Source organism: Bacillus songklensis (assembly GCF_042649685.1).
In the GTDB taxonomy this organism is placed as follows: Bacteria; Bacillota; Bacilli; order Bacillales; family Bacillaceae_H; genus Bacillus_BA; species Bacillus_BA songklensis.
The window spans coordinates 116,748-129,389 of the sequence record NZ_JBHRZT010000032.1; the positions used below are offsets into that span (position 1 = coordinate 116,748).

At 40.7% G+C, this 12,642-nt stretch carries 10 protein-coding genes; 6 read left to right on the forward strand and 4 right to left on the reverse strand.

What is annotated here, in order from left to right:
- Nucleotides 1-20 precede the first annotated feature (20 nt).
- Nucleotides 21-1,712 carry a DUF6044 family protein gene (locus tag ACFOU2_RS08520; RefSeq protein ID WP_377914146.1) on the reverse strand — a complete coding sequence of 564 codons (1,692 nt, stop codon included), beginning with the start codon at nt 1,710-1,712 and terminating at the stop codon, nt 21-23.
- Nucleotides 1,713-2,340: 628 nt separating this feature from the next.
- Here ACFOU2_RS08520 and ACFOU2_RS08525 point away from each other — a divergent pair.
- From ACFOU2_RS08525 to ACFOU2_RS08540, 4 genes are all read left to right on the forward strand, one after another.
- Nucleotides 2,341-4,041, forward strand: coding sequence for a pyruvate oxidase (locus tag ACFOU2_RS08525; protein WP_377914148.1), 1,701 nt, complete (start codon nt 2,341-2,343; stop codon nt 4,039-4,041).
- Between the two features lie 286 nt (nt 4,042-4,327).
- A complete protein-coding gene (locus tag ACFOU2_RS08530) occupies nt 4,328-4,804 on the forward strand; it encodes a YndM family protein (RefSeq protein WP_377914150.1) in 477 nt (158 codons plus the stop codon).
- A gap of 119 nt (nt 4,805-4,923) precedes the next feature.
- On the forward strand, nt 4,924-5,433 hold the full coding sequence (locus tag ACFOU2_RS08535) for an MATE family efflux transporter (protein ID WP_377914151.1): 510 nt from the start codon (nt 4,924-4,926) through the stop codon (nt 5,431-5,433).
- A gap of 261 nt (nt 5,434-5,694) precedes the next feature.
- Nucleotides 5,695-6,135 carry a hypothetical protein gene (locus tag ACFOU2_RS08540; RefSeq protein ID WP_377914153.1) on the forward strand — a complete coding sequence of 147 codons (441 nt, stop codon included), beginning with the start codon at nt 5,695-5,697 and terminating at the stop codon, nt 6,133-6,135.
- Between the two features lie 222 nt (nt 6,136-6,357).
- On the opposite strand, the gene ACFOU2_RS08545 is transcribed toward ACFOU2_RS08540, so the two are convergent.
- The gene (locus tag ACFOU2_RS08545; RefSeq protein ID WP_377914155.1) at nt 6,358-7,767 is read right to left on the reverse strand and encodes a S8 family peptidase; all 1,410 of its coding nucleotides are present in this window, start codon (nt 7,765-7,767) and stop codon (nt 6,358-6,360) included.
- Between the two features lie 304 nt (nt 7,768-8,071).
- Here ACFOU2_RS08545 and ACFOU2_RS08550 point away from each other — a divergent pair, with 304 nt between their 5' ends.
- Both ACFOU2_RS08550 and ACFOU2_RS08555 read left to right on the forward strand, forming a co-directional pair.
- Nucleotides 8,072-9,298 carry a glycoside hydrolase domain-containing protein gene (locus ACFOU2_RS08550; RefSeq protein ID WP_377914157.1) on the forward strand — a complete coding sequence of 409 codons (1,227 nt, stop codon included), beginning with the start codon at nt 8,072-8,074 and terminating at the stop codon, nt 9,296-9,298.
- 218 nt (nt 9,299-9,516) lie between these two features.
- Nucleotides 9,517-10,785 (forward strand): MFS transporter, encoded by a 1,269-nt coding sequence (locus ACFOU2_RS08555; protein ID WP_377914159.1) that lies wholly within the window; start codon nt 9,517-9,519, stop codon nt 10,783-10,785.
- A 259-nt stretch (nt 10,786-11,044) separates the two neighbouring features.
- Here the strand turns inward: ACFOU2_RS08555 and ACFOU2_RS08560 are convergent, their stop codons facing one another.
- Nucleotides 11,045-11,671 (reverse strand): YitT family protein, encoded by a 627-nt coding sequence (locus ACFOU2_RS08560; RefSeq protein ID WP_377914288.1) that lies wholly within the window; start codon nt 11,669-11,671, stop codon nt 11,045-11,047.
- A gap of 566 nt (nt 11,672-12,237) precedes the next feature.
- Nucleotides 12,238-12,636, reverse strand: a complete 399-nt coding sequence (locus ACFOU2_RS08565) for a VOC family protein (protein ID WP_377914161.1) — start codon at nt 12,634-12,636, stop codon at nt 12,238-12,240.
- Between the last annotated feature and the right edge of the window lie 6 nt (nt 12,637-12,642).

A 12,642-nucleotide genomic window follows, 5' to 3' on the forward strand; every position in this document is an offset into this window, starting at 1 on the left:
TCATTACCTCCTAAACACCGTTATTTGGCTTCGTATAAATAAATTCTCCAGTGTGACTCAGGATGATTAAATTTTTTCATCAGTGTAAGACCGTTACTTTTGGCATTCGTAATGGGAACGGAAGAGAAAATGTAACGCCCTCCCATTTCTTTAAAGGCATGGATGTCGAGCTCAAGATTCTTGATTTTTTTTTTGGACTTCTTTGTAAATCCGTAATGCTTTCCAAGCTCATCCACAAAGATATAACAGCGGCTCCCCCATTCATCATAATAGGTCCTGAGTCTCCGATTTTTCTCAAGCTCTTTCGCTATTATTTTTCGAAATTGATATTTGTATGTAAGCGGATACACATTTACATATCCATCTAACGTGTAAAAGCCGTTATACTGTGCGACTGCGGGATGAAGCCCAATGCTTGCAACCCGATAAGAGTGCTGCGGGCGATCAATATACTCCTTAATCTCATTAAATTGCTTCGTTGCATAAAACTCCCGAAATGAAGGGGGATGATAGTGGACCCCATAAAGAAACTCTTCATTAAAAGGAAGAAGAACAGCAATTTGGGCTGCAAGGGCAAGCCCTACAAAAAACCGCCACCGTTTCCCCATACGCCATAAAATATAACAGGCAATTGCAAAACTTAGATAAATAACCAATGGACGCAAGAAGTGAAAGCGTGCAAAGTTGAACGTATTGAATAAATCGATTCTCTCCTTTAGCGGAATCCATACATTGTTAAACCAAAAAGCATACCATAATGACAACAAGTAGTTTAGCACGAGCAGGAAAATAAACACTTTTTCTTCTTTGACCTTTTTTCGGATGATCAACACAGCGAGCGTAAGAAATAGGAGCGGTAAAATCACGGGAGTGTGAACGGTCATGACGTGTGTATGGCCATATACAAAGTTTTTCCATGACAGACGCATCGAACGCCAAAATTCATGTCTTGATGAGATGAACTCAGTCCGGTGTGTTGGTTCACTTGAAATGATCATGGAATATATGAGGCGATACTCCACTAAAAGAAAAACCCCTGTCATAAAAGCAATGCTTCCTAGAAAAGGAAGGTTCCAATCCCGCTTTACAATGAGATCATACAACCAGAGAAATCCCATCGCCGTTAGAAAAAAGAAGAACCCGAGTACAAAACTTGAATAGAGCGGCAATAGGGCGAGCGTGAGCCATTCTTTCCATGAGAAATTCCGGGAACGAATATTTAAAAACGCCCATAATGCAAGAGGGTGCCCCAGTGTACTCAGCATCCCGGAAGGCCAAAAAGGAGTAAAAGCAAAGGCGAGCGACACGCCAATACGGATAAGATAGGCCTTTTCATCGCGAATGAAATGCGTTTTTAAAAGCAAATACATTCCAACAAAAGCAAAAAGTCTCGTAATTGTTTGACTCAATGCATAGGCAGTCATCGAAGGAAAAAGGGCATGGAGCCAAACGATTCCACTAAATTCCGTTCCGTAGGCATCGCGGGGCAGTCCGTTCATAACCTGGGGAATGACGGCATGTATCCCCCCGAGTATTTTCCCGCTTTCAGCCAGCACTTTATACCAGGCGATATTGGAATCAAGGTTATCATGTACGCGTATATGAGCGTCTTCCCCTAAAATGTAAAGCGGGGATACATATAGTAAGAGTAAGAATAATGCTATATACAGACAGATTGTTTCTTTATTTCTCTTCTGCTCGAACTTTGCCATTGATTACACATCCGTTCCTGTTATTGTAAAATTTATTTTTCATCCACGAACGGGAATAGATGGGAAATGGGGCTAATATGCAGTATTTCCTGTACTGTTTTTAAGAATGCATTTTCATGGCTCATTAAAAAAATTCCCATTATAAACGGTGAAAAGGATGACCGAAAAGAAAATCAGAAGTGACGGTTGTTGATATACCTCTGCCTCAGGATTTAGTCTATTGCCTATACTTGCGATTATTCATATTACTAGCAATATGTGCCTCTAAGTCAAATACGTTTTCCGTATACGTTCTGCAAAATTCATGGCGATTGTGTATGTTTCAAAAATGAATGTGAAAATTCCGGTCAAAGTGTGCACATGCACCTGTTCTTTATAGAAATCCTTCAATTGAACAAACTCTGGAAAAGAATAATTTGGTTCTAGTCTTTACAAGTCCTTTTCTGTTTATGATAAGCATATCTGAACGCTTCTGGAAAAAGTGAGATTGTAATTGACTAAAATGGTTTTTATTTCTCCTGTAAAATGTTCACTATCCCTGTATTACTTTGATTTCGACAAAAAAAGGATTTTATTTCTAAAAACTGCAGAAAATACTTTATACGTCACGATGTAAAGGGGATTTTGTATGTTTCGTAAAAATGCTGGAGAAGTGTTAATGGATATTTTAATTGATTGGGGAGTGGACCATATTTATGGGATGCCCGGAGACTCCATCAATTCATTGATGGAGCCATTAAGGAAAGTGCAGGATCAAATTAAATTTATTCAAGTGCGGCATGAAGAGAATGGAGCGTTGGCGGCAGCATCATACGCCAAACTCACCGGGAAGCTTGGGGTATGTACAGCGATTGCAGGCCCGGGTGCTATCCATTTGTTGAATGGATTATATGATGCCAAACTGGACAAAGTTCCTGTGCTCGCGATTGCCGGACAAGTAGAATCGGATTTAATCGGAACAGATTATTTCCAGGAAGTTAATCTTGACCGCCTATTCGATGATGTGGCCGTATATAATCAGCGCATCATGTCTGCCGAGCAATTGCCTGTCGTTTTAAACCAAGCGATACGGGCAGCTTATACCAAAAAAGGGGTTGCAGTCCTAACGATACCTGATGATATTCCAAAATTTGAAGTGGAACGGGAAGTACGTAAAACAAGTTCCTTTTTCGTCCAATCAACCATTCTTCCTGAAGATACAGATTTAGAGAAGGCGAAACAAATACTTGAAGAGGCGAAGAAACCAGTGATTTTAGCAGGAAAAGGTACGAAAGGGGCGAGGGAGGAATTATTGGCGTTCGCTGAAAGAATAAAGGCTCCTATTATTTTAACGTTGCCGGCAAAAGGAGTGATTCCTGATGAGCATCCTTATTGTCTGGGTGGACTTGGTTTGATTGGGACAAAGCCGTCTTATGAAGCGATGCAGGACGCTGATACATTAATCATGGTGGGCACTTCTTTTCCTTTTACAGGTTTTCTCCCGGACCATGCCAGGACGATTCATATCGACTATGATGCTTCACAAATCGGTAAAAGATATCCTGTGGATGTCGGTCTTGCCGGAGATACCGCTCATACACTGACTTCTCTTACTGAACTTCTAAAGGAAGAAAAAAATCCAACGTTCCTTGAGAAATGCCAGGATAATATGAAGAAATGGCAGAAAAAGATGGAGGGAGAAGAAAACGATGAGGCAGTGCCAATCAAACCTCAGAGAGTCGTAAAGGCATTGCAGAAAGCAGCAGACGATGATGCCATTTTATCGGTAGATGTTGGAAATGTCACCGTCTGGATGGCACGCCATTTTCATATGACGAACCAGCAATTTATCATTTCCAGCTGGCTGGCTACTTTAGGCTGCGGACTGCCGGGTGCAATAGCGGGGAAAATTGCTTATCCGAATAAACAGGTATTTGCCGTTTGCGGTGACGGCGGTTTTGCCATGACCATGACCGATTTTGTCACCGCAGTAAAATATAATCTTCCGATTGTGGTGATTGTCCTTAATAACCATAAAATCGGGATGATTAAATTCGAGCAAGAGGTAATGGGAAATGCCGAATTCGGGACGGATTTACACAATCCGAATTTTGCACGATACGCTGACATTTGCGGAGGAATCGGCTATCGAGTGGAGAAGCTGGAGGAATTGCATCCTGCTTTTGAGAAAGCAGTACAACAGCAAAAGCCATGTATCATCGATGTGATAGTCGATGCGAATGAAGCGCCGCTGCCTGCCAATATTTCCTTTGGTCAAGCTTCCGGTTATGCCAAACACATGATAAAGGAACTGCTTGAAAGAGGGAAAACAGATTTACCGCCCCTATGAGGCATACGTAAAGAGGCTGTCCCAAAAGGTATGTCTTTTAATACCTTTTGAGTCATCCTCTTTTGTTGTTTTACGATCTGTTTTGGGCAATACGATATGGAGATAATTGACGCTTGTTTTTCCATTCTAATGATGCAAATTAATAACGAATATGATAAAAAAGACGAAAAAATGAAAAAACAGAAACGCGCAAATAGAAGCAGGCTCGATGACAGAGGTTAAAAACTTAAATTGGATTTATATATAAATAATTCCCAAATTTCCCATTTTTATAGGAGGAAAATAGATGATGAAACATGTAATGGCCTTAATTATAAAGTTTGTTTTCATTGGGACAGTCTTGTTTTCGATATTAGGGATCTTTTATAATGCGACCATTGTTGAAATATTCACCATTGTTATATTGATGACAGGAGTTTCCTACTTGGTTGGAGATTTGTTTATATTGCCCAAGCTGGGAAATGTGGCAGCAGGGATAGGAGACTTCGCACTAACGTTTGCGGGTGTTTGGTTTTTAAGTTATTTCTTTATCGAGACAACCCTCAATATTCTGGTCGCTTCCTTTTTCGCAGCTTTTGCCATAACGGCTATTGAGATATTGTTTCATCTTTTTATGCGAAACCGAGTATTGGAAGGATCCAAGGATAAACAACCGCTCATAAATATGCGCAACAATCGATTTGCGACAGAATTCTCGGAAGAATACAGTGACCCGGAAATTGAGCGTAAACAAAATAACCGAGGAAAACAATCAGATAACTGATAAACGACGAAAATCTCTTAAAGTTCATATCACTCAAGGATGATCAACCGAGGAAGCAGAATCTGTGATTGACTGTCCCGTCTTGTGGTAACATGTGTATTAAAAAAGGGAGTAACCATATGACGCAACACGATTTCACAAAAGGGAACATATTGAAACAGCTGTTCATCGGTGCAAACAAATGGGATCGGGTCCATAAAATCGCTCCGTACGGAGTGATTTATAATTTGGTGATCATGTTTCTGATAGCCGTTTTAATGGTGTTCTTTGCTGAATTCGGAATCAAGTTATTTATTCAGGAGGAGGACTCACTTCAATTTGGCACACAATATTTACAAATGATTGCGTTTTTCTATCCGTTCCTTGGAATCAATTTTATTTTGAACGGCATTGTCCGTGCTGCAGGAGCAATGTTTCAGATTCTGGTGTTAAATATCATTTCGTTGTGGATTTTAAGGTATCCAATGACGTATGTATTTTCAGTTTTAATAGGTGAAAAGGGAATCGGCTTTGGAATGGGAACGAGCTTTGTGATTGGCAGTCTCATCGCATTCCTTTATTATCGATATGGAAAATGGAGCAAAAAACAATTGTTCAAGGAAAGAGAGCGGGAAGGAGCAAACGGCTGAATCATCAAACAAGAGTTTCCAAAAATGAAGCGTCATGGAAAATCCAGCAAAATCAAGGATTTTCCATGACGCTTCATTTGATTTATAAACAGTTTATAGTTATGAAGAGGATGTGAGTCAGCTCCTTTCGTTTTTTCAGAGACATCATGGCAAGCCTATCCTTTCCAGAAAAAGGGGAATGAAGGGTGGGAAACTCACATATTAGGCTGGGACCCGTATATTGGTAAAGAGTTCACTGAAAAAGGAGGGTTTCTTTTTATCATGTTTCATTACCCTTATTATTTTCATCTTCAGCAGCTTCCGCCGCATGGAAATTACCCTTGCAACCAGGTTATACAGCAGGCGGACTATTATTCATTCCCATATTACAACGTAACAGCTGTTCCTTCTCGAAACGGGGTAAGACAGTATCCAGATGTAGATGCAACGTTATTTACTCAATCAGCCATCTCCATGCAGCAGCTAATGAAAGAAGCGAGTATTTTGCTGAATAAGTTTGCCGAATCAAAAGATTTTGCCTATAAAGTAATGTCGGCAGCACAAAAATCCAATGTAAAAGAAGTGGAACGGTTAATTAAAACAACAGGGATTAAATCAAAGGTGATAACAACCTATAACCCTGACGGAATTACTCTTAAGCTATCATCAAAGGTAGGAACGAGCGATTGCTGTCATTTAACAATCGTATTACGGTGGCGTTAGAAGCATTCAACCTTACAAACATAAAGCAAGGAAACATAGGAGAAATCGAATGGATGGCCGGTTTAAGAGTCAATAGTAGAAAACACAGCATGAGCTCATCCATGCTGTGCTTTTCTCTTATTTTGCATTAAAAGGTACCACTTTTTGGCCGATGGCCTGGATTCATTCTTTTGGCATCGGGAAGGAAACCGCAGCGGGGCTAAGAAAGGGAATGGTCGCGGTTTAGCGGTTAGAAAAAAAATTAAACCAATTCCATTCGTTTTTCTTTCTGTCCGGATGGTTTTCTTGATTAGCCAATCTTAGCGCCCCTGCAATGTCCACGACTCCGCTGCCGTAGTAAACATCCGGACCGGGCTGTCCGGCATCACGCGTTGTTCGAATAATAATATTCATGACTTCTGTATTGGGCAGGCCCGGGTTGAGGGAGCGGATGAGACCGGCCAAAGCAGTTACGTGCGGCGCCGCCATTGATGTACCTGAAAGGGCCGCGTACTGTCCTCCTGGATAGGTACTTGCAATGCTTACTCCCGGTGCTGCCACATCCATATATGTTCCATAATTGGAAAACGGCGCGCGTCTTCCGTCCCAGCCGACAGCTCCTACGCTCAGTACCTGTGGAAAAGCGGCAGGGAAGCTTGGTTGATTTGAATTATCGTTCCCGGAAGCAGCAACCACAATGACGTTTTTCGAGTAAGCGTAGTCAATTGCTTCTTTCAATATGGAGGAAGGCTGATAATTTCCCAGGCTCAAGTTAATGACGTCAGCACCGTTATCAACTGCCCACCTGATTCCCTTGGCGATATCAAAGGAACTTCCATAGCCCTTCTCATTCATGGCTTTTACAGGCATAATCGGGTTATACCATGTAATACCTGCAACACCTTGCCCATTATTTGTCTCCGATGCGATAATACCCGCTACATGTGTACCATGGCCGTTGTCATCATCGGGCCGGTCATTATTAGCCAAGACGTTGTAACCTTTTAGTAATCGGCGGGCAAGGTCGGGATGTTCAAGATCGACACCGGTATCCACCACTGCGATTTTGACATTTTTGGCTCCCTGTGTAAGTTCCCAGCCCGTTTCGGCGTCGATTGCCGGCAAGTTCCATTGGTATCTTTGATAGAACTGGTCGTTTACCTCATTTTGCAGAAGGATGTAATGAGGCTCGGCATATACGACATTTTCGCTTTTCTCAAAATGCTGGATTAATTCGGATGTCGATTGGCTGTTTGATCTAAAAATACAAGCAGAATCGAGTCTCTTTATAAGTTTCCCGTCAATATCCCTTGTGATTTTTACTATCTCCGTGTCATTCGGACGAATTTTAAATTTCACTGTCACTTCGTTCTTATAATAATGACTTTTGTCCCGGCCATTGTGATCAATGATATGGACGGTAGGGTGGTTGTTCAACCGTTCTACGGTAGCATCATTCATCCTGATCATATTAACTTTCAAGAGCTCGGGGCTTCCCGCAGTAATGTTCTGGGCTTTCAGTCTTTGTGTTTTTACTCTGTTGTTTTGAACATGAGTGGCCTGATCTCCATCCTGTCTGTGCAGATGAGTCGTCGTTAAGATTCCAAAAGCCAAAAGGAAGGTAACAATCCCCATGATGTATCTTTTTCGCATTTTCACACCCCAAATCAATGGTATTTACCGTTAGGTTGCTTATCTTTCCGCCACTTTATCCCGTTCTGACAGACAGAATAGGAAATCATACTAGCTGGTAAATACTTAAAAAATCACCTGTATATGTGAGTGTTTAGCAAATAAATAAAATATGGGGCATTCCAAAAGCTGCCGGCCAAATACCGGCAGCTTTTTCATTACATCCTTTTTCTTTTTTGGTCCGAGCCCGTTTGACGGAGGGCTCCGCACAGGTTTCCATTCAAGAACATATCATACAACCAATAATAGGAGAGGTTGTGAAAACATGTACAGAAATAAACCTGTTATTGTTTCCCTAATAGCTTCTTTATTATTGGTTTCTATGTTTTTGGCTTTATTGTTCTACAACGGTCATACAAAATACAGCCATAATATTGCTAATGCTGATAGTGAAGCCAAACAATCTTCTAATCATACCAATCCCCAAGCAGCGACTAAAAGCCATAACAACCAAAAAGTAGACAATAACATAAACAATAATATTAGAAACAAAGGCAATGGCTCTACAACAAATAACATAGCTAACAGCATAGGGAAGAGCGGAAATACCGGTGCAACCAATGGTGCAGGGGCGAACGGAAACAACGATAGAGCCAACGGTATCACCAATAACATAACAAACAATATAACTGTAAATATCAATGCAGACGGTAATGTAGAAAATAACATAAATGTAAATATTAACGCAGATGGCAATGTAAAGAATGGTGTCAATAACAACATCAATAGTAACAATACTGTAAAAAATGGTATCAATAACAGTATCAATAGTAACAACGACGTGAACAACAGTATCAATAACAGTGTCAATAGTAACAATAACAATAACAATAACGGCAATGGCAACGGTAATAACAATCCAAACAAACCGGAAAAGCCGGCAATGGTTTGGGGAATAGATTCAGCAAGTGCTGCAACAAATGAGCAGTATGCTTGTGTACGGGAAAACTTTGGAGAACCGGCTGTGTGGGGCCGCTATTTAGGAGATAAAAACGGAGTTTCAAAGGGATTAACAAAAAATGAAGCTGATTTCATCCATTCCCAAAATGAGAAAGTGTTATTAATTTATAATCAATTTACGAATACTGCCGGTTATGAAAACGGAAAAAATGAAGCAAGTCAGGCTATAAAATATGCTCAAGATTTAGGAGTACCAGAAGGAGTGGCTTTATTTGCCGATATTGAGCCGGATTACCCCGTTGACGCTGATTTTATAAGGGGATGGTACGAGACGATTGCTTCTTCCAGTTATAAACCGGGTATTTACGGAGCATTTGATTCAAAACGAAAGCTATTTTCCGCTTACAACGATGCTGCAGCAAGTAATCGAGAAATAAAAAAGAATACAATTATATGGTCTGCGTCGCCAAGTCCAGGGGTGACCGAACAATCCGATGTTCCTGAATTTAAACCCGAAGCACCTCAGGGGGCTCTAACATTAGGCTGGCAATATGGCATTGATTCAGAAGTCTGTAACATAGATACAAACTAACCTCGTACAATAACGACTATTTGACGATGAAATTAACACGGCCGATATCGTGACAATCAATGCAGGGGGAATGATATTCTTTGTTCCGAACCCCTTACATGGATTGAGTTTTAGGAATCTGGTGAACCACCCGATACTGCAAAAGAATAACGTTATATGCTTGCGGACACTCTAAACTAGAATGAAAAGTTTCGTTATAAGGAGGCTGTCTCTAAGTAATGTCCGAAAAACAAGCATCAGCACTGACAATTGCAGCAATTGGGTCAATACCATTAATCATGACATTAGGGAATTCAATGTTAATTCCCATTTTACCTAAAATGAAATCCGAATTGGGTCTTACTCAACTTCAGACAAGTCTTACCATTACAGTATTCTCAGTAGCGGCAGCCATCTCTATCCCTATCCTTGGTTATTTATCAGACCGCTTTTCCCGTAAGGCCATCATTATCCCGGCGCTGTTCCTTTACGGTATAGGAGGACTTCTGGCCGGGTTTGCCACGTCTGCATTTTCAAATGCGTATTGGTGGGTTCTTACCGGAAGAACTTTACAGGGGATAGGGGCAGCGGGCACCGCACCGATTGCCATGGCCTTAACAGGGGACCTTTTTAAGGGGAGTGAAGAAAGCAGGGTACTGGGCCTCGTGGAGGCATCCAACGGTTTTGGAAAAGTGCTTTCACCGATTCTCGGTTCTCTTATTGCTCTGCTTGTATGGTATGGCGTATTCTTTGCATTTCCTGCATTTTGCGTTGTTTCAATCCTGCTTACGTGGATTTTTATTAAAGAAAAAGTAAAAAAGAAAGAACCGCAGCCGTTCGGAAAATATGTAAAGGGGCTTGGAAGTGTATTTAAACATGAAGGCCGATGGCTCCTTACTAGTTATTTGGCAGGCGCAACATGTTTGTTTACACTTTTTGGTATTCTTTTTTATTTATCCGATGTGCTGGAAAAGGATTATCAAATTGACGGAGTGAAAAAGGGATTAATCCTTGCTATTCCGCTGCTGGTCATGTGTATCACGTCCTATACAACAGGAAGTAAGATTGGAAAGAACCAGCAGCTTATGAAAAGGTTAATTGTCTTGGGACTGATTTTTATGACTATTTCGTATGCAACTTTATCTTTTTTTTCAAAATGGATTCCCTTTATTTCAATTCTTGCATTGAGCAGTATAGGCACCGGGCTTGTATTACCGTGTATCAATACCTTCATAACAAATGCTGTAGGTAAAGAAAGAAGAGGAATTGTTACGGCCCTTTACAGTTCTGTCCGGTTTTTAGGTGTGGCGATCGGGCCTCCAATTTTTGGACGATTGATGGATTGGTCAAAAATGGGAATGTTCATGTCGATTGCAGCACTTACCTTTGTTGTTGGAATATTGGCCCTAATAATGATCCGAGTTAATAAAGAAGATGAACCCAAGTCAGAGCGGCCAAAGAAAAAGAAAGAGAGTTATACAACTTTGCAGCCTGCCGGTGGAAGATAATGCTGGAAGATTTATGTGATACAGCAGTGTGTTGTATGACTAATAGGTCCACATTTTTACCAATAAAAAGAAAGGAGAGGGCAGTATTTTTCTTCCGCTGGAATGATACTTGGCCCATCGGATTAACTATCCCTCTCCCTATATTTGAATTCGAAAAAAAGATGAGGATGAATGGAATAAAGGATAGAAGATAGCATAGCCGCTCCTTCCTGATGATGATCATTGGCCCATTCGCATGACTTTTGGATTTCTTCCAGCATTACTTTTTCCGCCAATCCAGGGCTAAAGAAGGGGTTTTCCTAGGAATCCGAATGTTATACAGCCAATCGACGATTCTCGTAGAAATCCATTGACAGCAAAGAGCTTGAATCACAATCTGCCAGTCGATGACATAAGCAGTCACAACAAAAATGCTTCCATTAATCCAAAAAAGAGGTTTGCCCGGATTGATCCTTCTTGATTTTGAAATGATCAACGCAATAATGCCAATTCCACCATGGGAAACACCTTGCCTTAGGAGAAGAGCAACACCTACACCAAGGGTAACGGAACCCAACAAAAGCTCAAGCCACACGAACGAATGGGGCATGTATACATTTACTTCAAAAAAATTAACGGCCAATGAAGTGACCGTGATGCCTGCCAAAGTTCCGATTGCACTGGCACCTCCTAAATTTTGGACCGCGATGACCAGCATAGAAGAATTCACAAGCCATAAGGCAATGCCCATCGGAATATGAAACCAATAATTAAATAAAACGGTAAGACCTCCTGCTCCGCCGGAAGGAACAGAATTTGGAAAAAGAAATACCCCCATGGCAAATCCTTGAATCATCCCGCCCAAAATAATCATAAAGTATTTTCTGCATAACCCTCGAAATATCATAGACGAATATTGATCATTTCTTTTTTTCACAAGAAACCATTCCTAACCTAGAATTCACGACGCTTATTATTTGCTTATATTTATATGCCTATACCGCGCTGGACATGACTTGGGGCGATCACCACTCTCAAGGGGCCTGGTCAGAGGGGAAGGTCAAGTTGTGCGGGGAAAGCAACTGCCATCTTACTTCTATATTTGTTCTTAATCCCTTAAAAATGCTCAACATATTATATGTATCAAAAACATACACGGGACAGGTACAAAAGTTGATTTAAGAAAGAGGGTGAGAGGGGAATCGGCAGAAGAAAGCTAAAGAATGTGAAAAGAGATGGCACAGCCTTTAGGTAAAAGAAAAGCCTCACCATCAAGGCGAAGCTGATTATTATCTATTATCAATGAATTCATTTATTAAACTATATTGAATTCACGTTAATTTTTAATATCTGTCAGCGCTGCTTAACCCTTTCCCAGCCCTTCTGTTCTTGCATCTTGAATAGACCTGAAAAGGTCTTTAAATCATTTGACATGAATGCTTTTTATCCATGTCAAATGATTTATGTGGATTTTTAATAAACCATCGTTACATCATGATAATGTTTGAATTCCAGCAGATTATTGGCGGGATCTATTAAGAAGAAGGTGATGTGCTCTTCTTTCCTTCCGCCAAATCGAATCATCGGTTTTTGGAAGAAAGGCAACTCCCTATCTTTTGCTAGATTTAGAACAAGTTCAAATTCATTTCGATCGGCAAATGTAATTCCGTAATGACGGGGGTATATTTTTGGCGCTTTATCAATGCTTTCAGGGTCGAGATGGCAAACGACTTGATCTCCAAAAAAATTAAATGTCACTCTATCGTTATATCGTCTTGCCAGTTTACATCCCAACTTTTCGTAAAATGCTGCTGTTTCATCCAAGTCCTTGCATGGTATGGCAAGATGAAATACTTTATTGGTATCTCTCATTTCCCT